Consider the following 26,530-nt stretch of genomic DNA (forward strand, 5'->3'; position numbering starts at 1 on the left):
GAGCGAGTTGCCGCCCACGTCGAAGAACGACTCCGTGACACTGACCTGGTCCGCACCCAGCAGCTCTGCGAATACCGCTGCAACCGCTTCTTCGGCTGCGCCGACCGGTGCCACGTACTCGACGCCCCCGAACTCCGGTTCGGGCAGCGAGCGGCGGTCGATCTTGCCGGATACGGTCAACGGCATCTCGGGAACCACGGTCCACGCGGACGGCTGCATGTACTCCGGGAGTCGCTCGGAGGCCCACTGCCGTAGAGCGTCGACAGTCGTCGTGGCCGACGGTGCCGGCGACACGTATGCGGCCAGCGCATCGCCTCCACCGGGAGCTGTCACGACGGTGACGGCGGCGTGCACGACGTCCGGGTGCTCGGCGACGACGCCCTCGACTTCGCCGAGTTCGAGCCGCTGACCACGGATCTTCACCTGCGAATCGACGCGCCCGAGGTAATCGATCTCCCCGGCCCCGGTCCACCGGGCGAGGTCGCCCGTGCGGTACATGCGAGCGCCGGGCTCCCCCATCGGGTCGCTCACGAAAGCGCCTGCGGTCTGTGCCGACTGCGATGCGTACCCGCGCGCCAATTGCGGACCGCAGAGGTACAGCTCACCGGTGACACCGGCGCGCACGGGGCGGAGCCGCCCGTCCAGGATGCGTACCTCGCAGTTCCACATCGGACGACCGATGGTGATGACCCGGTCGCCGTCCACCCGTGTCTGCGTGATGTCGACGGTCGCTTCGGTGGGGCCGTACATGTTGACGACCGACGCATTCGGGAAGCAGCTCTCAAGTTGCTCGACGAGGTTGATACCGAGCGCCTCACCACCACTGTGCACGGTTCGAACCGTCGTGCACGGCGGGAAAGCTCTCGCTTCCTGGAACTCGACCATCGCGGCGAGCATGGCCGGCACAGACTTCAGTGCCGTCACGCCTTCGTCGCGAATCAGGCTCAGCAGATACCCGGGGTCACGATGACCGTCTGGTTCCGCAATTACCAGCGGCGAACCGGTGAACACCGACCCGAAGTACTCCCAGACCGACGCATCGAATGTGTAGGGAGTCTTGAGCAGCAAGACGTTGTCCGCGGGGCCGTGCGCGTCAGCAAGCGATGACAGCACGTTGAACAGCGCGCGCCGCGTGACGGTGACGCCCTTGGGGCGTCCTGTCGAGCCCGATGTGAACAGGGTGTAAGCGGCGTGATCGGGCAACGGCATCGAGGTGCGTTCTGCGTCACTCAGCGGGGCGCCGTTCGATGCGTCCTTCGAGTCGACGCTGACCTTCTCGATGTCGATGCTCGCCAGGGCTTCCGGCGAATCCTCGCGTGCGACCAGAACGAGTGACACACGGGCCGTCTGCAACACGTATTCGGTCCGGTCTGCTGGGGCGTCGGTGTCGATCGGCACGAACTGTCCGCCCGCGGCGATCACCGCGTGAACGGCGACCATCACCTCGAACGAGCGTTCCATGCACACGCCCACCGCCGTGTCCGGTCCCACCCCAGCTGCGATCAGTCGCCTCGCAAGAGTGTTCACGGAACCGGCGAAGGAGCCGTACGACATCGACTCACCGCGGTACACGAGCGCTGTCGCCTCGGCGCCACGCGCGGCACGCGCTGCGTCGGCGAGTCCGGTGAGTGCGACGTCGCCGGTCATCGGAACCACGTCGCCGCGGCCCCACCCGGTAATCGCCGAAGACTCCTCGACCGTCAACAGATCGACGTCTCCGAGAGCTCGATCAGGTTCGAATCGCACCGCATCGAGCAGTCCGACGACGCGGTCCCACAGACGGGTCACGGTCGACCCGTCGAAGAGGTCCGTCGCATAGAGGACCGTGCCGTTCCACCCTTCCGAGGAGTCCTTGATTCCCAGGAGGAAGCTCAGGTCGACCTTCGCGGGCAGATTGTCGATCTGCACCGGTTCGATCGTCGCGCCTGCGATGTTCACCACCGCCGAATCGTCTTCGACTACGGACAGCATCGCCTGAGCGAGTGGCGCGAAGGCCTCGCTGCGCACCGGGTTGAGCGCCTCCACGAGGGACTCGAACGGTACGTCCGCGTTCCCGAAGGCGTCCAGATCGTGGCGCCGGACCGACTGCACGAGATCGCTGAACGACTCGGCCGGGTCGATCGTCGTCCGCAGAACCAGCGTGTTCACGAACATGCCGACGAGCGGATCGAGAACCTGCTGACCGCGACCCGCGATAGGAGTCGACACGACGACGTCGTCTGTCGCGGCTTCCCGCGCGAGCACAGCCGACAACGCTGCGTGGATGACCATGAACGGCGTGGCATTCGCAGCACTCGCGAAGTGTGCGACCCACTGGGCGGTGCCTGCAGGCAGCGAGATCTCCACCTGCGCACCACGATTGGATGCCACAGCGGGGCGAGGCCGGTCGGCCGGCACCTCGAGGACGTCGGGGATCCCCTCGAGTCGGCCCTTCCAGTAGGCCAGCTGACTACCGAGCACCGACGTCTCATCGGACGGGCTGCCGAGCTCGGAGCGTTGCCAGATCGCGTAGTCGGCGAAGTCCACCTCGAGTGGCGCGAACTCAGGCGCCGCACCTTCGGATCGTGCAGCGTATGCAGTGACCAGGTCACGCACCAACGGCACCATCGATTCACCGTCCGCGGCGATGTGGTGAGCGACGACGGCGAGTAGATACTCGTCATCGGCAGCACGCCACAACCGCACGCGAAGCGGCCACTGTTCCAACAGATCGAAACCTTCGACCACCGCGGCCTCGACGTCGGCTTGCGATTCGACGATCGCCCAGTCCAGACCCGCCGAGACCCCGTCGGTCCCGCTGATGTCCTGGTACGGCACTCCATCGACCGCAGGGAAGGTGGTTCGGAGCGGCTCGTGCCGGATCACCACGTCGACCAGCGCGTTACGAAGAGCGTCTACCCGCAGCGGACCAGTGATCTTCAACAACGTCGGAATGTTGTAGGCACTGGTACCCGGATCGAACTGGTTGATGAACCAGACACGCTGCTGTGCAAGTGACAGCGGGACCTGTTCCGGACGCGGCATGCGGCTGACGGGCGGCAGAGCACTCGTGCGCCCCGCGACCGTGACGGCCAGTTCGCGAACCGTCGGTGAATCGAACACATCCCTGATCGACACGTCGACCCCGAGCGCCTCCGACACTCGTGAGACGAGGCGCATCGCCGACAGCGAGTTGCCGCCGGCATCGAAGAACGATTCCGTCACCGAAACCTGGTCGAGCCCGAGTAGATCGGCGAATACGGCAGCGACGACGGCCTCGTCGTCTGATTCCGGTGCCACGTAGTCGGCCAGTTGGAGGACGGGCGCCGGCAACGCCTTGCGATCCACCTTGCCCGACGACATCAACGGCATCACGCCGACCGGCATCCACACCGACGGTCGCATGTACTCGGGCAGGGCCGTCGTCACGGACGCCTTGACGACCTCGGCATCGAGATCATCGGGCGAGTAGTAGGCGACCAATTGCTGACCGCCGGCGATCTCGGCCACTGCGGCAGCAGCGGCGACCACACCGGGCGCCGCAGCCAAGGCTGCTTCCACCTCGCCGAGTTCCAGACGCTGGCCTCGCAGCTTCACCTGGAAGTCCGAACGCCCGAGGTACTCCAACTCCCCGGCTGCATTCCAACGAACCAGGTCACCACTTCGGTACAGACGGCTTCCGGGCTCACCGAAGGGATCGGCGATGAAACGCTCCGCGGTCAGTTCGGACCGACCGGCGTATCCGCGGGCGACCTGAACGCCGCCGATGTACAGTTCGCCGACAACGCCGACGGGGACTTCGAGAAGTCGCGAATCGAGGACTCGCGCCGTGGTATTCGCAATCGGTTTGCCGATCGGCGGGTGCGAACCGTCCACCACCGCGTACTCGACCACGTAGTTGGTGGCCTCAGTGGGCCCGTACTGGTTGAGAAACGCAGCGCCGGGAAGGTGCGTCGTGACAGCGTCGGCCAGCACGCCGTTCAGCGCATCGCCACCTGTCTGCAGGAGCCGCACCGAACTCAGCGCACGGCTGCGCCCTTCGACGTCGTGCTCGAGAATCGCCGAGAGGACGGCAGGGACCGCCTCGAACGCGTGAATGCGCTCGGCCTCGATCACTTCCACGAGGTAGTCAATATCGCGATGCCCGCCAGGGCGAGCGACAACGAGACGTCGACCTGCGCCGAACGACCAGAAGAACTCCCACACGGAGGCGTCGAATGTGTACGGGGACTTGAGGAGCGCGCTCTCGATCGACAGTTCCGCGAACAACTGGGCAGTGCGGTGCAGATGTGCGCGGAACGCCCGGTGACTGACCGTCACACCCTTGGGTCGGCCGGTGGAGCCGGACGTGAACATCGTGTAGACAGCCGACTCTTGGCGGAGAGGCGCGATTCGATCCGCATCGGTGACCGGGCGGCCGTCACTGCCATCGGTCCCGACCGTCGAATCGACGGTCATCGGGCGCAGGGCGGGAATCGCCGAAACAGCGTCGGGCACCAGTCCCGGTGCCGTGAGGACGATCTCGAAGCCTGCGATCTCCGCCATGTAGCCGATTCGGTCGGCGGGCGCATCGATGTCGATGGGCACGTACTGGCCGCCGGAGACGACGACGGCGTGCATCGCGATCAGCATCTCGATGGACCGGTCGACGCACACGCCGACGGCGATCTCGGGTCCGACGCCAGCTCGGATCAGTTGCCGTGCAGTAGCATTCACGCGCCGCGACCACTCTTCGAAGGTCACATCGCGCCCCTGGAACGATATGGCCACCGCCGCGGGGTCGTTCCCGCCAGCAGTCGTGAGGTAGTCGGCGACGGTCTCCGCGGGGACCGCGAGCTTCGGCCCCTGCTCCAGTTCGGCGATCGTTGCGCGCTCTGGGCTGGTCAGCAACGTCCAGTCACCGATCGATCGGTCGGGCTCGGCCGCCAGCGACTCGATGAGCGCGACGAATCGCTCGGCGAACGACTGAGCCGTGCTGCCGTCGAACAAGTCTGTCGCGTAGATGAGTGTGGCGTCCCATGGAGCCCCGTCATGCGACGTGACGATGAGTTCGAGGTCCATCTCGGTTCGCTGAGCCGGAGGTTCGACGGCTTCGACTTCCAGATCGCCGACGGGGATGCTGACTCCCTGCACGGAACGGCCTGGATCGAACGAGAACAAGGTCTGGGCGAGCGGCGCGAACGCCTCACTGCGCGTAGGGCCGACTGCGTCTACCACTGACTCGAAGGGAGCGTTCGAGTGCTCGAACGCTTCAAGATCCGTGGCGCGCGCCTGTTGGAGCAATTCGCTGAACGTCATGTCCGGTTCCACCCGCGAACGAAGGACGAGCGTGTTCACGAACATTCCGACCAGCTGATCGAGCACTGCGGAGCCGCGGCCCCCGACCGGAGTCGCGACCGCGATGTCCTCGCTCGACGCCATTCGCGACAACAGCGCGGAGAAGGCCGCATGAACCACCATGAACGGGGTTGCACCATGTGCCGATGCGAGAGTCACGATCGATTCGCCGACGGTGCGCGGCAGCTGGAAGTGCGTCTCGGCGGCACGACCGCTAGCGCTGCGGGGCCGGGTGCGGTCTGTGGGAAGCTCGAGCACATCCGGGAGGCCCGCAAGGCGGTCCTGCCAGTATGCGAGCTGACGACCGGTCTCCGACTGAGGGTCCGATCCGGCACCCAGAACCCGGTGCTGCCAGATCGCGAAGTCGGCGAACTGCACCTCGATCGGCGCGAACTCCGGACGCGTGCCCGTCGACCGCGCCTGGTACGCAGCGACGAGGTCGCCGACCAGCGGTCCCATCGACTCACCGTCGGCGGCGATGTGGTGCACGACGATGGCGATCATGAACTCGCGGGTACTGCGCTGCCACAGGCGAGCTCGGATCGGCCATTGCGACGCCACGTCGAAGCCCTGCGTCACGGCAGCATGGAGCACGTCCTCGGACGAGACGACTGCCCAGTCGAGTCGATCGTCGGCCGCGGCGGCCGAATCGATCTGCTGGTACGGGTCTCCGTCGACCGACGGGAAGGTCGTTCGAAGCACCTCGTGACGCTGGACCACGTCGACGAGCGCCTGCCGTAACGCATCGACGTCGAGCTCGCCGGTCAGCTTCAGCACCGCTGGGATGTTGTACGTTCCCGCTTCCGGGTCGAGCTTGTTGATGAACCAGATGCGCTGCTGTGCGAACGACAACGGAATCCGGTCCGGACGTGGTTCAACGGCCGTCACCGGGGCAAGCGCTGCGGTGCGGCCCTCCACGGCTGCAACGAGTTCCCGCACGCTCGGGGCATCGAAGATGTCGCGGACCGTCACCTGCACACCGAGCGCGTCGGAGGCGCGGGCGGCCAGACGCATGGCTGCCAGGGAGTTGCCGCCGAGATCGAAGAAAGATTCGGTGACGCTCACCTGGTCGGCGCCGACCAGTCCTGCGAAGACCTCGGCGACTGCCGTCTCGTCATCCGATTCGGGTGCCACGTACTCGGCGGCCTCGAATTCCGGATCCGGGAGAGACCGACGATCCACCTTGCCTGCCGCATTGAGCGGCATCTCGTCGAGCAGCACCCACACGGTAGGCCGCATGTACTCGGCCAGCTCGGACGCGATCTCCTCGCTCACCTGGTCGGCATCGGCGGTCGCGGGCGCGATGTAGCCGACGAGCCGGTCACCGGCGGGACCGGCGACGACGCGGGCTGCCGCATGGGTCACGCCCGGTGCGGCCGCGATAGCGGTCTCGACCTCGCCGAGTTCCATACGCTGACCGCGCAGCTTCACCTGGAAGTCGGTGCGGCCGAGGTACTCGAGCTCCCCTGCCGCGTTGCGACGAACCAGGTCGCCGGTCCGGTACATCCGCGCGCCGGCGCCCCCGAACGGGTCTGCGACGAAGCGTTCAGCCGTCAGGTCGGGGCGTGAAGCGTATCCGCGCGCCGACTGAACGCCACCCAGATACAGCTCGCCCGCGACACCGTCGGGCACCGGGTGCAGACGTGCATCCAAGACCAGCGAGGTCGTGTTCTGCATCGGCATGCCGATCGGGACCACGTCGGCGACCTCGTCGAGCACCGACGACATCGTGTAGACGGCAGCCTCGGTAGGGCCGAACAGGTTGACGACTCGAGCGGTCGGGACGCGTTCGGCGAAGCGCCGGTGAACAGCAGGCGGCAGCGCCTCGCCACCGCTGAACAACACCTGCAGGCCGGGCAGTAACTCGGCCTCGTCCACCACTTCGAGGAACACCGAGAGCATCGACGGGACGAACTGCGCGACGGTCACGTCGGTCGCGGCCATCACGTGCGCGAGGTACTGCGGATCGCGGTGTCCGTCAGGCGCGGCGACGACCATCGTCTGGCCGGCGGTGAGCGGCCAGAAGAGTTCGAGAACCGAGGCGTCGAAGGTGTGGATCGTCTTGAAGAGCAGTCGCTGCTCGCCGTCAGGAACCAGAGCGTCGAACCAGGCGACGAAGTTCGCGACCGCGCGGTGCGAGATCGTGACGCCCTTCGGCCGCCCCGTGGACCCGGACGTGAACAAGGTGTATGCCGCATCGTCCAGGCGCAGCGGCGAGAGCCGCTCCCCCGCTTCGAGCGGTGCAGTACCGGCCGGAACCTCTCCGTCGATGTCGACCTCGATGAGCGGCGACTCTGCGCCAAGGTCCGCGATTGCGGTCGGGACCGGACGTCCGGCCTCAACCACCACCGGGCCCACGCCCGCGGTCGTGATCATGTACTCCGAGCGGTCGACCGGCGTGTCCGGGTCGATCGGTACGTACTGTCCCCCGGCCGCCATGATCGCATGGATCGCGACGACGGTGCCGGGAGTACGACGCATGGCGACGCCGACCGCCGTATCAGGCCCGACGCCTGCCGCGATCAGTTCACGTGCAAGGAGTGCGACGCGCTGGCCGAACTCTGTGTAGCTGATTGTTCGGTCCTCGGTGACCAAGGCGGGGTGCCCAGCCGAATCCGCGACTCGTGCAGCGACGAGGTCGGCGATCGTCTTGCCGGCTTCGCCTGCGGACGGGCCGGCCGCCTCTGCGAGCAAGCGGGTGGCTTCGTTCGGTGCCATGATCGCGGCGTCGCCGACCGGTCGTTGCACGTCCCCGAGGAGTTCGGCGAGCAAGTGCACGAAGCGAGTTGAAAGCTGCTCGATGGTCGAACGATCGAACAGGTCGGTGGCGTAGGTGAAGATCGCCGACCAGTCCTGGTCGTCGGAAGCGGTCGAGATGGTCAGGTTCAGATCCACCTGGGCCGGAGCCTCGGTGATGTCGACAGGGTTCACGGTCATACCCGCGACTGCGGCCGTGGTGGAGGTCGCAGCGATGGGGTCGACTGACAGGATCACCTGCGCGAGTGGCGAGAACGCCTCCGAACGAACCGGGTTGATCGCGTCGACGACCGACTCGAACGGTACGTCGGCATGCGCGAACGCGTTGAGATCGCCCTCTCGCACACTCGCCAGCAGGTCGGCGAAGGGTGTCGCCGTGTCGACCTCGGTGCGGAGCACGAGGGTATTGACGAACATGCCCACCATGGCGTCGAGCGCCTGGTGCCCACGACCGCCGACCGGCGTGCCGACGGCGATATCGGCAGAGCCGGTCAGACGGGCAAGCAGGGTGGCGAAGACCGCGTGCAGAACCATGAATCGGGTGAGGCCGTGCTGCGCGGCGATCTCGTCGATCTTTCGACCGAGTTCGGCGGGCACAGGGAAGTCGACGAGTGCGCCATCATGCGTCGCCACCATCGGCCGCGGACGGTCCGTAGGGAGTTCGAGAACGTCGGGCATACCGGCGAGTCGTCCGGTCCAGAAAGCGAGCTGCCGGCCGAGCACCGACTCCGCGTCCTCCGGTGCACCCAGCACTTCCCGCTGCCAGATGGCGTAATCCGCGAACTGAACCTCGAGCGGCCGTGCGGCGGGCACCGTTCCTTCGGCACGAGTCGCGTAGGCGAGCAGCAGATCCGCCGCGAGCGGACCGAACGACTGCCCGTCGAATGCGATGTGATGCGCGACGATCGCGAAGGTCGCCTCGTTCGGCCCGGTCTGCAGCAGTCGTGCGCGCAGCGGCCACTGCTGCGTCACGTCGAATCCACGACGCAGGTCCGCGTCCAGTTCGTCCGCGGACGCGACGATCCGCCAGTCGAGTCGGTCGTCGATCGTGTCGGCCGAGGCGACAGCCTGGTACGGGTACCCGTCGGCGGCGGGGAAGGTGGTGCGCAGAACTTCGTGGCGCGCCACCACATCGGCGGTCGCCCCTCGCAACGCGTCGACGTCGATGTCACCGGACAGCGCGAACACCGCCGGGATGTTGTACGTGGCGAGCGCGGGTTCCATCTGGTTGATGAACCACATGCGCTGCTGCGCGAACGACAACGGAATGCGCGCGGGACGTGGTTCGGCAGGCATGACCGGCGGCAGTGCCGATCCCCGACCGGCGACAACCGCAGCCAGGTCACGTACCGACGGTGCATCGAACACGTCCCGGATCGACACCTCGACCCCGAGCGCGTCGGACACTCGCGCCACCAGGCGCATCGCCGACAACGAGTTGCCACCGGCATCGAAGAACGACTCCGTTGCCGACACCCGCTCGGCACCGAGGAGTTCCGCGAACACTGCGGCCACCTTCTCCTCGGATTCGCCGTCCGGAGCCACGTACTCGGCAGCCTCGATCACCGGCGCAGACAGCGCCTTCCGGTCAACCTTGCCCGACGATGTCAACGGCATCGAATCGACCGGCATCCACACCGACGGGTGCATGTACCCCGGCAACGCTGCGCCAACCGCATCGCGCACCGCGTCCACACCGGCATCGGCAGGCGAGAAGTAGCCGACCAACTGCTGTCCGCCTGCCGCCTCGACCACTGAGGCAGCCGAATGCACAACGCCGGGCACCGCACCGATCGCCGCCTCGACCTCGCCGAGTTCCAACCGCTGACCACGCAACTTCACCTGGAAGTCGGTGCGCCCCAGATACTCCAGCTCACCGGATGCAGTCCACCGCACAAGATCGCCGGTTCGGTAGAGCCGCTCACCGACCTCGGACGGGTCCGCGACGAACCGCTCCGCCGTCAGGTCAGGGCGCGCCGCATATCCGCGAGCAACCTGAACGCCACCCAGGTACAACTCGCCGGGAACGCCCACGGGAACCGGCCGCAACCGCGAATCCAGCACGATCGTCGACGTGTTGGGCACCGGCCCACCGATCGGCACCACCGACTCACCGACCCGCACCGCATGCGCGGTCACATCGACCGCGGCCTCAGTCGGTCCGTACAGATTGTGCAGCCCGATACCCGGCAACCGGGTCAGCAGTGAATCGGCCACCGCAGGCGTCAACGCCTCGCCCGAAGCGAACACGTACCGCAACGACTCCAACGCCGCGACACGGTCGCCGAGCACATCGGTGAACGCCGCCATCATCGACGGCACGAAGTGCATCACCGATATCCGTTCATCGGCGATCACCTGCGCGAGGTACTCGGGATCGCCATGGCGCCCCGGTTCGGCGACCACCAACGGCACTCCGGACATCAACGGCCAGAACAACTCCCAGACCGACACGTCGAACGTCGTCGGCGTCTTCTGCAGCACCCGGTCGTCACCGGTGATCGGATACCAGTCGTTCATCCACGCCAAGCGGTTAAGCACGGCCCGATGCGACACGGTCACGCCCTTCGGACGCCCGGTCGACCCCGATGTGAACAACGTGTAGGCCGCATCGTCGGAGTCCAGTGGCGCGAGGCGATCCGCATCGGTGATCGGCGCCGCATCGGCAGCAGTGCCGGAGCAATCGACCCCGACAACTCGCAGCGCAGCATCTGATTCAACCGCATCCGACACCGGTGCCGGAACCGTCGAACGGCCGTCCACCAGCGCCACGCCGGCACCCGACGTCGCCAGCATGTACTGCACACGCTCGACAGGAGCATCCGGGTCCACCGGTACAAACTGGCCGCCAGCGGCGACCACCGCATGGATCGCAACCATCATCTCCACTGATCGCGGAATGCACACCGCCACAGCCGAATCCGGACCGACACCCGCAGCGATCAATTCACGGGCGAGAACGCTCACCCGGGAACCGAACTCGCCGAACGACACACTCCGCCCCTGGAAGATCAACGCCGGATCGTCGGGATGACGTTCCACGCTCGCCGCGACAGCGGACGCCAACGACCCTGCGGGCACCGCCGCCGACTCACCACGCGCGAACCCGTCGACCACAGACCGCTCATCCGCCGACAGCACATCCACATCACCGACGGGTGCATACGGAGCGGCCGTGAGCGCATCGAGCAGCGCTACGAACTTGGCCATCATCCCGTCGACGGTCGACTGGTCGAACAGATCGGTGGAGTAGGTGACCGAGCCGGACCAGCCGTCATCCTCCGTTGTCGACACCGCGATCGTGAGATCCACCTGGGCCGGCACGGACGGGGATTCGAGCTGCTTCATCTCCAGCCCGGCCACCGAGATGCTTCCATCCCGACCGAGCGATGCCGCTGGATCGAACGACAACATCACCTGTGCAAGAGGCGAGAAGGCTTCGCTGCGCACCGGACTCACCGCATCGACCACGGCCTCGAACGGCACCTCGACATTCGAGAACGCATCGAGATCTGTGGATTTGACTGACTCGAGAAGACCCGCGAACGACACCGTCGAATCAACCGTGGTGCGCAGCACCAGCGTATTGACGAACATGCCGACCTGGCGGTCGAGGACCGCCTGTCCGCGGCCGGCGACCGGCGTCGACACGGCGATGTCGTCCGTGGCCGACAGACGTGCCAGGAGAACGGACAGCGCAGCGTGAGCCACCATGAACGGCGTGCCGCCATGTGCTGTCGCCGCTTCGCGTACCCGCGCTGCCACATCGGCCGGGACGAAGAAATCCCGTTGCGCCCCTCGGTACGACGCAACCGCCGGTCGCGGACGGTCCGTCGGCAGATTGAGCACCTCGGGGACACCCGCCAACTGCTCACGCCAGTAAGCGAGCTGTCCCCCGACCACGGAGTCCGGATCGGTGACTTCACCGAGAACTCCACGCTGCCAGATCGCGAAATCGGCGAACTGGATCCCCAGATCGTCGAACTGCGGGTCGCTCCCCGCCACGCGTGCGCGATACGCGGCCACCAGGTCACCGATCAAGGGACCCAGGGATTCACCGTCGGCCGCGATGTGGTGAACCACGAGCGCGAAGACGTGCACATCAGGTTCCGTACGAAGCAAACGTGCGCGGATCGGCCAGTCCGCAGCCAGATCGAAGCCCGCCGCGACGGCCGATTCGACATCGGCACCGCCCGACACGAGCTTCCAGTCGAGCCGCTCCCCGACCTGCCCAGCCGGGTCGATGTGCTGGTACGGGTCGCCGTCGATCTCGGGGAAGCGGGTCCGCAGCACCTCGTATCGCTCGACCACGTCGACCAGTGCGCGCTGTAGAGCTTCGGGGTCGAGTTCGCCGGTCAGCTGCAGCACAGCCGGGATGTTGTAGGTGCCCGCCGCCACGTCGAAGCGGTTGATGAACCACATGCGCTGCTGCGCGAACGACAGCGGAACCCGGTCGGGACGATGCTCGACCCGAGATATCGGCGGCAGAGCGTGCACCGTCGACTCCTGTGCACGCATCGCGAGACCGCGTACGGTCGGCGCCTCGAACAGATCCCGCAGATTCAGATCGACGTCGAGCGCCTCGCACGCCTGACCGACGATCTTCGCGGCGAGCAACGAGTTGCCCCCGATGTCGAACACCGACTCGATCGTGCTGACTTCGTCGACGCCGAGCGCTTCGGCGAAGATCGCGGCCAGAGTGGCTTCCACGTCGTTCTCGGGAGCGACGTACTCGACGGTCGCTGTCGCCACCGGCTCCGGCAGCGCCTTCCGGTCGAGCTTTCCGTTGACGTTCAGCGGAAGCTGGTCGAGCACCATGACCACATCGGGAACCATGTAGTCCGGAACCTTGGTCCCCGCGATGCGCCTGATCTCGCCGACGTCCAGATCCGATCCGTCGGAGGCCGCTCCCACGACGTACCCGACCAACTGATCCGGGAACCCTTCGCGCTTCGCAATCGCCGCGGCTGCGGCGTTGACCCCGTCGGCAGCCAGTATTCCGGCCTCGACCTCGCCCAACTCGATGCGATACCCGCGCAGCTTCACCTGGCCGTCCGCACGGCCGAGGAACTCGAGGCTGCCATCGCGGAGGATCGCCACATCGCCGGACTGGTACATCCGCCGACCAGGCGAACCGAACGGATCGGCGACGAACCGCGTTGCATTCAGACCGAACCGACCGGCGTAACCACGAGCCAATTGCTCACCCGCGAGATAGAGATCGCCGGGGACCCCGTCCGGCACCCTCACGAGCCGCGAGTCGAGTACGTAGACCTGAGACCCGGCCAGAGGCAGGCCCACGTCGCTGGCATCCGTCGCTCCGACGAAGTCGGGTGTGAGAACCCGACGTGTCATGTAGACGGTGGCCTCAGTCGGGCCGTACATGTTGTTCAGTTCCGGACCGTCGTTACCGTCGAACTCACGGCGGTCCGAGTACCAGCGGCGCACCTGTGCGAAATCGAGTGTCTCGCCGACGAAGATCATCGAACGGACGCTGGGCGACAGGGTGCCCTTCGCCGGGGGACGGAGCGCACCGGCCAACTGGTAGAGCGCCGACGGAGTCAGGTTGACCACGGTCACCTGTTCGCTGTGCAGCACCTGCGCGAACACATCAGGAGAGCGGGTCGTGAGGAAGTCGAGGACCACGAGCCGTCCACCGAACGACAACGCCACCCAGATCTCACCGACCGACACATCGAACGCGTACGACTGAAACATCGACCACACGTCATCGGACGAGTAGTCGTACTCCGCGTTCATCGCCGACAGAAGTGCGACCACGTCGGCATTCGTGACCGCGACGCCCTTCGGCCGACCCGTCGATCCCGAGGTGTACATGACGTACGCGGGATGCAGACCGTCGATCCGCTCCGGAATCCGGCTGCGCAGCTCGTCCGTGACACGTGCGCTCAACGCGGCCACCGTGTCGAATTCGGCGTTCAGCGAAGTCCACTCAGATGCCGTCTCCGCATCGGCGATGACCATGACCGGCTCCGCGTCATCCACGATCGACGCCAGACGGTCAACCGGATGAGTGCTGTCCAGCGGCAGATACGCCGCACCGGTCTTCGCGACGCCCAGCAGCGCGACGATCAGCTCGGCCGTACGCGGCAATGCGATGCCGACGAGTTTCTCCGGGCCCGCCCCGACCGCGATCAGCCCTGCCGCCAGCCGATCGGACTGCTCATCGAGTTCGGCGTAGGTGAGTTGCACACCGTCCATATCGGTCAGCGCGATGCGCTCGCCCATATGCGAGGCGACCGCGCGGAAGATTCCCGCCAGAGATCCGACGTCAGACGATCCGAGCACGGCGAATGCGTCAGCGCGCAACCGCTCGACAGTGGCGTTGTTCTCCACCGCGGCCTGAGCCGGCGACAAGTCGTGTTTCGGCCCCAGGGCCGTGATCGCCGCCCCGACGGCCACATCGGGGTCGATGCCCTGTGCGGCAAGCACCCCGGCCGTAGCCGACGCTTGGACGTTGAGCGCCGAGAACGTGACCGGCCCGGAAGATCCCTCGAAGGCCACCCTGGTCGGTTCCGCCTTCGCAACGAACGCCACGAGATCCACCGTCGCGGGCCGGCTCCCCCACGTCCGTGCAAATGCATCAGCAGTCTCAATACCCAGCATCGTGTGAATCAGTTCCTTCAATCGCGGACGTCAGGAGACGTTTTCGAGTTGACCAGAGCCGCATCACGGACCTGTTGAAGCACGTCACCGAGCCCGTCGGGTCCCGCTCCCGCCAAACTGGGAGCCAGGCTCATCAGTGCCGTGACGAGTGCAGAATCTGCGTCGGGGAGTACAGCGGCCATCCCTGTGACCGTCGCCGACAGCGAAGCAAACGTTACGGACGCACCGTCCCACGTGAACGCCTCGCCGTCGGGCGTTGCCGACGCTGCCGACTCGATCAGCACCGGCAATGGCACCGTCGGCTCCGCGGTGTCGGCGGCGTTCGCGAGTCGGTCTGCGTCGGTGGCGATGGAGATGTCGGCCACCAGCACGTCCGGGTCGGCCGCCACGGACTCGAGAATCTGGACGAATCGCTCCGCGTACTGCTCGATCGTGGTCTCACTGAACAAGTCGGTGGCATACACGAAGCCGGCCCGCATCGATGCGCCCGCTGCACGGTCTCCGAGCACCGCCGGATCGTTCGGGTACACCGCCAGCTGGAGGTCCACCTTCGCCGATGTGAGCACATCCGGGACCGCGCTGATCTCGAGCCCGGCGATCTCGACCTTCGGAAAATCCAGATTCTGGAACCAGAGCATCGCCTGGAACACCGGGTTGTACGCCCGCGTCCTCGGCACTCCGGCAGCCTGCACGACGGATTCGAAGGCGACGTCCGCATGCGCCATATCGTCCATGTCGTCGCCACGGACCCGATCGACCAGCGCGTTGAACGGCTCCCCGCCGTTCACCGTGGTCCGCAGGGCCAGACTGTTGACGAACATCCCGACGAGATCGGCTAGTGCCGGTTCGTTTCGGCCGGCGAAGGGAATGCCGATGACCACATCGGGGCTGCCGCTCATCCGGGACAAGAGGGCCGCGAATGCCGAGTGCACGATGACGAACAGCGTCGTGCCCCTGGTGTGTGCGAGCGACTCGAGTCGTCTGGTCAGATCCGCCGGAATCTCGAACCCGACTTCAGCACCGGCGAACGACGGAGTCGGCGGCCTCGACCGGTCGGTAGGCAATGTCAGGAGTTCAGGGGCACCGGCGAGCCGCCTCCGCCAGTACTCGAGTTGCCGATCTCGCTCGGTGGTCCCCTCGGCATCCTCAACGGCCAGCCATTCCTGCTGCCACAACGCGAAGTCGGCGTACTGAACTTGCAATGGCGACCACGCCGGCGAACTATCCGCTGCTCGTGCGGCTGCCGCAGTCAGGAAGGTGTCGGCGAGCGGGCGGATCGACGCACCATCAGCGGTGATGTGATGCATGACGAACACGATCAGGTGCTCATCCGGCGACACGCGGAGCAGCCGGATTCGCACCGGCGCTGCCGCAGTCAGGTCGAAGCCGCGGTCCATCACCGCCGCGACTGCATCGATCGGCGACCCGTCTACGTCCACCGGATCGAGGTTCAGCCCTGACAGCACATCCGTGACCGAGGTCAGTCGAGACACCGGTTCACCATCGACCATCGGGTAATAGGCCCGCAGCGACTCCTGGCGCTCGATCAGATCGCCGACCGCAGCCTTGAACATTCCCACGTCAAGCGGTCCGCAGACGCGGAGTGCGAACGCGATGTTGTATGCGGACGACTCGGGGTCGGCGCTGTTCAAAAGCCACATGCCGCGCTGCACCTCGGAGAGCGGCACCGTGTCGGCTCGGGGTCGGCTGACGAGCGACGGTGCATCAGCGACCATCTGCGCGGTCGTCAAGAACGACGCCAAGTCCGCGGCCGTCGGATTCTCGAACATGTCGCGCAACGTCACGCGCCGGCCGCGCAGCTTGCTCAGCCGTGCCGTCACCGTGACCGCCGACAGCGAGTTGCCGCCCACTTCGAAGAAGCTCTCGGTAACGCTCACCCGATCGACACCGAGCTCGGTGGCGAAGACCTCCGCAACCAGCCGCTCGGCATCATCGCGCGGTGCGACGAAATCATGCCCCGCATCGAAGTCGACGGGCGGCAACGCGGACCGATCGATCTTTCCCACGGTGTTCGTGATGAACTTCTCGACCGGCACCACCGTATGCGGGACCATGTGCCCCGGCAGAAGGTCCATCGCGTAGGCGCGGATCTCGGCCGGATCGACCGGAGCCTCATTTCGCGGAGTCACATAGGACACCAGCACCGTGTCACCGGCGGGTCCGGGCATTCCAACGGTCAGCGCAGCACCCACTGCACGATGAGTTGTCAGCGCGCCGTCCACCTCACCCGGCTCCACACGCATCCCACGGATCTTGAGCTGAAAGTCGGTGCGACCGAGGTATCGGAGCCCGCCTCCGGGAATGGTCATCACGCGGTCGCCGGTCCGGTACATGCGCGTCCCCGGTGCACCGAACGGCGCCGCCACGAAACGCGACGTCGTGAGGTCCGGTCGGCCCAGATAGCCCAGCGCCAGCTGATCGCCCGTCAAGTACAACTCGCCGGGCACCCCCACCGGAACAGGACGCAGACCCGCGCCGAGCACCAGGACGCCGACCCCGTCGACGGGATCGCCGATCGTGACCTCTTCACCGGCTCCGATCGGACCCGCCGCGGTCGCCCAGATCGTCGATTCGGTGGGACCGTAGAGATTGAAGAACGCGCGATCGGCACCGGCCCAACGCTCCACCAGTTCGGGCGGGCATGCTTCACCGACACTGACCAGCGTGCCGAGAGCCGGCAATGCATCCGGGCTGAGTCCGGCCATGACGGACGGTGTCATCACCGTATGCGTCACCTGCTGCTTATTGATCACCTCGACCAGTTCTTCGCCTGCGAAGACATCGGGCGGTGTCACGACGAGTGCCGCACCGCTGCACAGCGCCATCGTGATCTCGAAGATGGACGCATCGAAACTCGGAGCTGCCACTTGCAGCACGCGGCTGGTCTCGTCGAGACCGAGCACCGACTGCTGGTTGGCGGCCATGTTGGCTAGACCGCGATGACTGACCACCGTCGCCTTCGGCTTGCCGGTGGATCCCGAGGTGTAGATCAGGTAGGCGATGTCGTCGGCCTGCGCGGCCCGCGATACTTCGTCGTCACCGATCGGACCGTCGGCGCGCGCCGAGACACGGTCGTCGTCGACGCTCAGCCAGTCGATAGTGCCGAGCTGCTCGGCTCCGATCCCCAGGACTGCACCGCTGTCGTCGAGGATCTCGGCACGGCGATCGTCCGGCAGATTGGGGTCGATGCTCACGAACACCGCACCTGCCTTGCTGATCGCCACCATCGCGATCACTGCGGCCACGCTTCGTCCCGTACCGATCGCCACCACGTCACCCGGCGCGACGGCGCGCGCCAGCAACTCCCTCGCGAGACGGTTGGCCGCGGCATCGAACTCAGCACGGGTCAGGTCCACTCGGCCGTCGCGGACCCCGCCCGGGTTCCCCGAACCGTGCATGTCCCACAGCCGGCCGAGGGCGACGGGAGCGGCTGCCGGAACCGGTGCGGCAGTGAGGTCCGCGAGCGACGTGCGACTGACGACGTCGAACCCGCCGACCGGTGCTTCGGGAGCGCTGGCGGTGAACTGATCGAGCATCCGCAGAACCGCGCGACCGAGCCATTCCGCAGTCGACTCATCGAACAGATCGGTTGCGTACGAGATCTCGAGATCGAGGTGGTCGGCACCCTCGATCACTGCGACCGCCACGTCGTACTTCGCTGCCGGCACCCGCGCATCGACGAGTTCGAATCCCGTCGAATCATCCTGCAGCGCACTCGTGGTGTCGGCGAGCATGGTGAGACCGACCTGGAACAGCGGAGTGTGCGCAGCCGATCGTGCTGGAGCGAGCTCTTCGACGACTCGTTCGAACGGCACGGTCGCATGCCCCATCGCACGCGCGCGGGTGCGATGCGCGTTGGTCAGCAGTTCGGCAAGGCTTGATCGTTCCGACACCTCAGTCCGCAGGACGACGGTATCGACGAACATGCCGACCAGCTGCGCCAACCGGTCGTCCCGACGTCCGTCAACGGCCACACCGACCGCGACGTCGCCGGTTCCGCTGCACCGGGAGAGGACCAGCGCAAGCGCTGCGTGGATCACCGAGAACACGGTGACGCCCGCCGACTTCGCGAGGTCTCGAATACTGCCGGTCAGGACGGGATCGGCGACGAGGTCGATGTACGCACCACGTCCGCTCGCCACCGCGGGGCGCGGCCGATCCGTTGGGAGCGGCAGCAGTTCGGGCAGTCCGGCGAGTTCGGAACGCCAGAACGCCAAGTCGGCAGCGACGGTATCGCTGCCTTCCCCCGCCAGATGCTCGTGTTGCCATAGCGCGTAATCGGCGTACTGCAACGCCTGCGGGTCGCGGGCGGGCGCCTCGCCTGCGGCCCGCAGTCCGTAAGCAGTCGTCAGGTCCGCGATCAACGGGATCAGCGAGTAGCCGTCGGCTGCGATGTGGTGAATCACCACGACCAGGATGTACTCGTCGCCCTCGAGCACCAAGCGACAGCGGAACGGCGAATCCACCGTGAGGTCGAATCCGCCCGAAGCGATCAGCCGAACTTCCGCTCGTGCGTCGTCGGTCCTGATCGGAGTCAGGTCGATCGCGTGGTCCATCGCGTCGACGCCTCCGACGATCTGGACCTGGCTGCCGTCGTCGAGCGTGCCGAAGGTGGTCCGCAGTATCTCGTGGCGATCGACCACATCGTGCACGGCGGCGCGCAGCGCGTCGACGTCCACATCCGTGCCCAGACGCACCGCGCCCGGCATGTTGTACGTCGAGGCCGCCGGATCGATCTGGTTGACCAGCCACAGCCTCGATTGGGCGGTCGAGAGCGGGATCGTGTCCGGCCGCGGATCCACATGGACCAACGGTGAGTGCGCGTCGTGGTCGGCGTGTGCGGCTCCGGCGGCGAGCTCGGCGAGATCGGTCGCTTCGAAGACATCGGCGAGGCGCAGATCCATGCCGAGTCCCTCACGGGCCCGCGTCACGAGCCGGGCGGCGACGAGGGAGTTCCCACCCAGTTCGAACAGATTGTCCCGACGGCCCACCTGGTCGACCCCGACCAGTTCGGCGATGATGCCGGCGAGCTCCACCTCCACTTCGGACTCCGGCGCCTCGTACTCCGCCGAATGCATCTCCGGGACCGGCAGTGCACGACGATCGGTCTTACCCGACGAGTTGATCGGAAAGTCGTCGAGCACGACGATCGCCGCCGGCACCATGTGCGACGGCAGACGACGCCTCGACCAGGCGAGCAGTTCGGGCTCATCCGGGCGCGGATCAGTCGCCCGCACATAGGCGACGAGAGTGGGTACCGCCGCGAGGTCGTCACGGACCATCGCGACAGCCGCGTCCACAGCCTGGTGTTCGACCAGCACGGACTCGACTTCGCCGAGTTCCACCCGCTGTCCGCGGATCTTCACCTGAAAGTCGGTACGGCCGAGATAGTCGAGCTCGCCGTCGTCGTTCCAGCGCACCAGGTCGCCTGTGCGGTACATCCGCGCACCCGGTACGTCACCGCCCACCGCGGCGACGAACCGCTCGCTGGTGAGGGCCGATCGCCCGACGTATCCGTGTGCCAATTGCACACCGGCGAGGTACAACTCGCCAGGTGCTCCCGGTGGAACCGGCGTCAACCGGTCGTCGAGAACCATTGCACGACTGTTCGGTACCGGAGATCCGATCGGTGGCATCGTCTCGCCGCGACGAACCCGATGCTCGGTGACGTCGACGGCCGCCTCCGTGGGGCCGTACAGATTCACCAGGTCCACGTCGGGTGCCCCGAAGAGCAGCCGGTCAGCGGCTTTACCGGTCAGTGCCTCCCCCGAAGTGAACACGCGCTGCAGCGCACGCGGGAAAAGCTCCTCGCCGACCGGTCGCCCAGCCCGGTCGTCGAGATAGACGTCGAGCATCGAGGGAACGAAATGCGCTACCGTGACGTCTTCGGACTCCATCACCTCGCGCAGGTATCCGGGATCCCGATGGCCGTCCGGACGTGCGATCACCGTGCGTGCTCCGACCGCCAACGGCCAGAACAGCTCCCACACGGACACATCGAACGTGAACGGCGTCTTGTACAGCACCACGTCATCCGCGGTGAGCGGATAGTGCTCGTCGGTCCAGGCCAATCTGTTGATGACCGCGTCGTGCGGCACCTCGACGCCCTTCGGCGTGCCCGTGGAACCAGACGTGAAGATGACGTACGCGGGCGCATTGGGGGCGAGGGGTACCGTGTCGGCCGATCGGAGACCCGACGCATCGTCACGCTCGAAGTACTCGGCGTCGAACACCAGCCGGGCGCCTGCAGCGTTCGTGACGAGGTCTCGCCGCTCCTTTGGATGAGACGGATCCACCGGAACATACGCGGCGCCCGCGGTGAGGACCGCGTAAACGGCGACGAGCTGACCGAAACCACGTTCCATCGACACGATGACCCGATCCCCCGGGCGCACGCCGTCTCGGATCAGGCGAGCCGCATGCTTTCGGCGCACCTCATCGAATTCGGCATACGTCCACGTCTCGTTCTCGAACGTCAGTGCGGCCGCATCGGGATGGCGGCCGACCTCCTGCTCGAAGCTGTCGAGAAGGTGCCTACCGAATGCTGAGTAGTCCCGCGCCTCGCCGAGTTCGGCGGACTGAATCGACGTCCGATCCAGATCGGTTCGCAGTTCCACCGACCCCAGCACCCGCTCGGTGTCGTCGACTACTCGCTCGAAGAACTCGAGGAACCTGACCACGTGAACACTGAGTTCGTCCTGCGTGTACAGGTGCGGGTTGCCATGCAGATCGACGAACACCGGTGCTGCGGGACTCGCCTGATAGAAATTGACTCGCAGGTCTTCCAAGATGCCCGATGCCAGGATGTGGTACTCGACATCCGCGCCGGTGATCTCGATCGGACGGTCGAAGAACACCATGTTCACGATCGGTCCGAACGAAGCGGTCGCCGCGTCGCGCAATCCGGCATCGATGCGAATGTCCTCGAACCGGTAACGCTGATGCCGCAGCACACCGGTCAACTCGACCTGAATCTGAGCGATCAGCTCGCGGAACGTCAGGGCACTCGCTGCGGTCACCCGGACCGGCAGCATGTTCGACACCATGCCACTGGCCCGCTTCACCTTCGCGGTGGCGCGACCTGTCACCGGAACGCTGAGCACCACTTCATCGGTCCCGGTCATGCGAGACAGGTAGGCCGAGAAGCCAGCGGTCAGCAGCCCGGCCAACGAGCTACCCGCGGTATCCGCGAGCGCGGTCAGCCGGCGCTGAAAATCGTCGTCGAGCCTGCGTCCGGCCACCAGATTCTCAGGCGACAGCGGGGCTGTCGCTGCATGCTGTGCCAGCGTGACTCGCTCGGGCAGGTCTGCGGCCCGTTCCGTCCAGTACTCCCGGTCCCGTTCTCGGCGGGTCCCGGAAATGTACGCTGCATCGTCGGCCACGAGTGCAGCGAGATCGGCGTGCGGTTTGGCGGTGAACTCCTGCTCTGCGATCGCGGCGTTGTAGCGATCGACCAGACGCAACACATTGTTGAGAGCTGCGAACCCGTCCATCAAGAGGTGATGCCCTCGGAGGTACCAGAAGACCCGATCATCAGCGACGCGCAGCAGCCCTGCACGGGCGAGCGGCACCCCGCCGAGGAGATCGACGGTTCGCTGGTAGTCGGCGTTCATCCACGCCTGTGCGGCGGACACCGGGTCGTCCTCACCACGGAAGTCGATCTGTTCGAGTCCGAACGGAAGTGAGTAGTCGACGACCTGCTTCGGCTCGCCGTCGATCTCCACGAGCCGAGTGAACGCACTTTGCAGCTCTCTCGCGCCTTCGTCGTGCATCGCGGCGAAGAGGTCGAGATTCAGACGGCGATCGGCATCACGGATATCCAGGTACTGGGCGACGTTCACCGAGTAGTCCGGCGACATGTTCTCGGCGAACCACATGCCGCGCTGGGCGGCGGTCAACGGCAGCAACTGCTGCTCGTCCGATCCGCTGCTCAACTCACTCATTACCGCCCGTACCTTTCGCTCGTGCGCTGATGCACTGCCTCCGTCGACCGTGTCGGGTCCGCTTTCCCCCGGGTGCCGCACCCGTAGCCGCTCACTTCTGGGCTGTGAGGCTCCTCTCATAGGGTCTCATCCCCACGCAGCGCGCATGCAGGCCGTTGCTCAACCGCGACAAACGGCGCACCCTCATCGACTCGTCGCCGCCTTTCGATAACCGACGAGCGCAGGGTAAATGCTTGCTCCGACAAAGATTGCAGCCCATATCGCCACCTTGATCAGGTTCATTGTGATCGGTCCGCCGGTTGCGAGGGAACGCATCAATTCGATCGCGGGTGTCATCGGCTGATTCGCGACGATCGGCTGCAACCATCCCGGGTACCCGTCGATCGGTGAGAATCCTGAATTGAAGAACATCAGCACGCTCATCAACAGGCCCAGGTACTGAACCAGCGGTGCACCGGGAGGTGCGTTGACCGAGATAGCCAACACGAACACCGCATACGCCGCACCGAACACGACCGCAACCACGACCAAACCCACAGCAGGCAAGATCCCCTGCGAGAACCGGAATCCCATCGCGTAACCGACGGCCAACAGGATCAGCGTCAACACGAAGATCCGCACCACCTCGGCCGCAACTCGGGACGACAAGTCTGCGGCGCGGTGGATCGGCAGTACGTAGAGCCGCGCGAGGAGCCCCGTGGTGCGCTCCTTGTTGAGCCGCACCGCCGACACCATCGACCCGCCCATCGCACCGATGATGATCATCAGCGGCACAGTGCCGTACAGGCTGTCCTCGCCGGTCGCGTTACCGACAGCATCTCCGAGGACCACCTTGAGCAGCACCATCGAGATCGCGGGAATGATCAAGGACTGCAATACCGTGGGAACATTTCGCACATATACGAGAACCTGACGCCATGTCAGTACCCGAGTGTGCTCGAACCATGCACCGATCGACCGCTCTGAATGAGGACGGATCGAGTCGTGATCCGCCGGTTCTTCTCGCCTGACGTCTACTTTCTCGGTCATCGCTGCCGCGCCTTTCGCATACCGGCGGTCAGCACCGCGACGGCGATGAGAGCTATCCCGATGCACCAGTACACGGTCGGTGCCGCCACCGACCAACTGAGAGTGTCCGGTGAGTCCGCCACACGCATCACTTCAACGAATTGAGAGATCGGCTGGTTGCGCGCAAACGGCTGAATCCATTCTGGAAAGCGTTCTTCCGGAACGAACCCGGTCGACACCATCCCTAGAATCATCGTCGGCAATCCGAGAATCTGACTCGTCGCCTCCGGGCTGCCGGCGATGAGACCCAACCCGTCCGCCAGCAATGCGAGCAGCAACCCGATACCCAGTGTGATCGCCAGCAGGATCACGGTGCCCCGCACTCCGCCTTCAGCACGCCAACCGATTATCAGGCAGGCCACGACACCGCAGATCATCGACACCACGAGAAGAGCGAGGTTGGTGGCCAAACGGGCGAAGAGCGGCACCCAGCCCGGCATCGGCAGCACCCGGAACCGGGTGTTGATCCCCCGGCTCACATCGAATGCGGAGCGCATCGCCGCTGACGTCGCCGCGAAACTCATGGCCTGCAGGAGAATGATGGGCATCAGGAACTGCCCGTAGTTCATCCCTCCCGAATCCATCACTTTGCGCAATGGGAGGTAGAAGCAGATGGCCAGGAATGCCGGAGCCACGAAAGCGAAAACGAACTCGCCGTTCCGCAGCACCTTCAGAAGTCCACGGGAAGTGAGCGTCCACCACTGGCGGGCCGTCCGTGTCCCCACGGAGACGCCCGCGGCGTCGAGCCTGCCGATCTCCGAATCGACTGTCACTGCTCACCGTCGCCCATAGGCACCGATGCCGCCTCACGTCGACCGGAAGACGTCACGTCCTCCTCACCAGCGGACCCGGACAGCTTCAGGCCACCGTCGCTCTTGGGCTTCTCGGTCAACGACAGGAACACCTCGTCGAGCGAAGGCCGACGCAACGCGATATCGGCCAGCGGGATCTTCGCGGCCTCCGTGCGGCGCATCACCTCTGCGAGCGTCTCCGGACCGTTGGGTGCAGGCACCGACACCGTCGCCACATCCAGGCTCGTGTCGTCAGCAGCTTCATCGCCGATGAGATCCCGTAGCCGCGCACGCAGCCTGGGCAGATACGCGGGATGGGCGGGCGTCACTTCGCAGTACGCCGCGCCGGTCGCCGCCTTCAGCTCGCTGGACGTCCCTTCGGCGATCACGCGACCGGAATCGATCACGACGATGTTGTCCGACAGCACGTCCGCTTCTTCGAGGTACTGAGTGGTCAACAGGATCGTCACCCCGTCATCGCGGAGTCTGTCGACCAGGTTCCACACGTCCTGTCGGCTGCGCGGGTCGAGTCCCGTGGTCGGCTCGTCGAGGAACACCACCTCGGGCGACGTCACCAGTCCGCAGGCGATGTCGATGCGGCGACGCATACCGCCCGAGTACTGGCCGACACGTTTTCCGGCTGCCTCCGCCAGGGAGAACTCGTCGAGCAGTTCATCCGCCCGTGCCGAGGCCTTCTTCTTCGACAAGCCGAGCAGACGCCCGAAGAGAATCAGGTTCTCCCGGCCTGTGAGCGACTCGTCCAACGCCGCGAACTGACCCGTCAGCATGATCGACGTCCGCACACTCGAGGCGCTCTTCACCACGTCGTGACCCGCCACCACTGCGCTTCCACTGTCAGGAGGCAGCAAGGTGCACAGCATATTCACCGTGGTCGTCTTGCCGGCACCGTTCGGCCCGAGCAGCGCCACGATCGTGCCCTTGGGAACCCGGAAACTCACATCGTCGACTGCGACGAAGTCGCCGAACTGCTTACGCAGGTGGCTCGCGACGATCGCAGGCTCTGCGCCCGGCTCCGGTTCCAGATCCTTTGGCGTGATCGAAGTGAAAGCGACCGTGCTCGCCGCCGAAAGACGACGCTCATCCTCAGTTACCGGCGACCCCGACGGTGCGTCCACAGCCCCCGGGATCTCCGTATCCAGGATGTCCGCGTCCTGGCGCTCCGCATCCGCGAGTTCTCGTGCCTCCCCAGAGGAATCCGCCGCAGGCGCGTCCGCCGCAGAAGGCGGAGCCATCACATCCCATGCTGCATGCCGGGGGCCACGCGGCGCCTGGTGCGCCGCGAACCGGGGACCTTCCGGGAGCCTATGACTCCGGGTCGCATCGTCACCGGCTGCCGGGGTGCGCGATCCGCTGCGTTCACTCTCGGAATCGGCACGCCGACCGAACCTGCGGATCGGGGCCGGTCCCTCGAAGCTCTGCTGACTCACGTCCGGCCCTGTCGGCGAAGCCGTCCGCCGCGCATCGGCGTCGTCGGCTACACGCTCGTCCGTCCCTTGATGCGGCCACGACCCCACAGCACGTTGTGCCGGGTCGGCATATCCGTCGCGCACACCGGTGCCATCTGCCGAACTCGCACCCGGATCTGACGACAGGTCTTTCCGCCACGCGCGCAACTCACGGAGAATCGGGTCGTCCTCCGGAACCCAGGGGGCGGTGTCCTGAAGAGGGTCGGATCCGCGGCGCTTGTCCCCCGGCCCCTCGGACTCACCGACGGGTCGACCGGCAGCGTCAGGCATGTACAGATCCTCCTCCACACGAACACATTCAGACAGCCGACCTTACTTCCCTATGACTATCGCCGACTGATCCTCTTATGTTTCCAGAATTCGCACTCAGTTCGCGGTAAGTGACGGGGTTGACCTACGCGCGCCGCAGCCCGGTGCACCGCGCACCCGCCATGCGTCCAGACAATCCGATCCACCGATGCACCGCCGGTCGGGAAGACGAAGAAACGGCCCGTCCCCAGAGGGACGAGCCGTTTCCTAT

At 65.9% G+C, this 26,530-nt stretch carries 5 protein-coding genes (1 of these 5 running past the window's edge); all 5 read right to left on the reverse strand.

The window, feature by feature from the left end; genetic code table 11:
* Positions 1–14,631: the 5' portion of a non-ribosomal peptide synthase/polyketide synthase gene (locus FO044_RS11830; RefSeq protein ID WP_186290543.1), read on the reverse strand. The gene continues 9,381 nt to the left of window position 1, outside the view; the window shows 14,631 of its 24,012 coding nt (coding positions 1–14,631); the start codon lies at positions 14,629–14,631; its stop codon lies off the left edge, out of view.
* An 86-nt stretch (positions 14,632–14,717) separates the two neighbouring features.
* A complete protein-coding gene (locus tag FO044_RS11835; RefSeq protein WP_143965715.1) occupies positions 14,718–22,664 on the reverse strand; it encodes an amino acid adenylation domain-containing protein in 7,947 nt (2,648 codons plus the stop codon).
* A 183-nt stretch (positions 22,665–22,847) separates the two neighbouring features.
* Entirely contained in the window at positions 22,848–23,693 is an 846-nt protein-coding gene (locus FO044_RS11840; RefSeq protein ID WP_143965716.1) for an ABC transporter permease, read from the reverse strand.
* Complete coding sequence (locus FO044_RS11845; protein ID WP_132992064.1) at positions 23,690–24,505, reverse strand: ABC transporter permease; 816 nt, start codon at positions 24,503–24,505, stop codon at positions 23,690–23,692. The genes FO044_RS11840 and FO044_RS11845 overlap by 4 nt, the downstream gene beginning before the upstream one ends.
* Entirely contained in the window at positions 24,502–26,280 is a 1,779-nt protein-coding gene (locus tag FO044_RS15160) for an ATP-binding cassette domain-containing protein (protein ID WP_244945756.1), read from the reverse strand. Before FO044_RS15160 ends, FO044_RS11845 begins: the two co-directional genes overlap by 4 nt.
* Positions 26,281–26,530 lie beyond the last annotated feature (250 nt).

This window comes from Gordonia zhaorongruii, assembly GCF_007559005.1.
In the GTDB taxonomy this organism is placed as follows: Bacteria; Actinomycetota; Actinomycetes; order Mycobacteriales; family Mycobacteriaceae; genus Gordonia; species Gordonia zhaorongruii.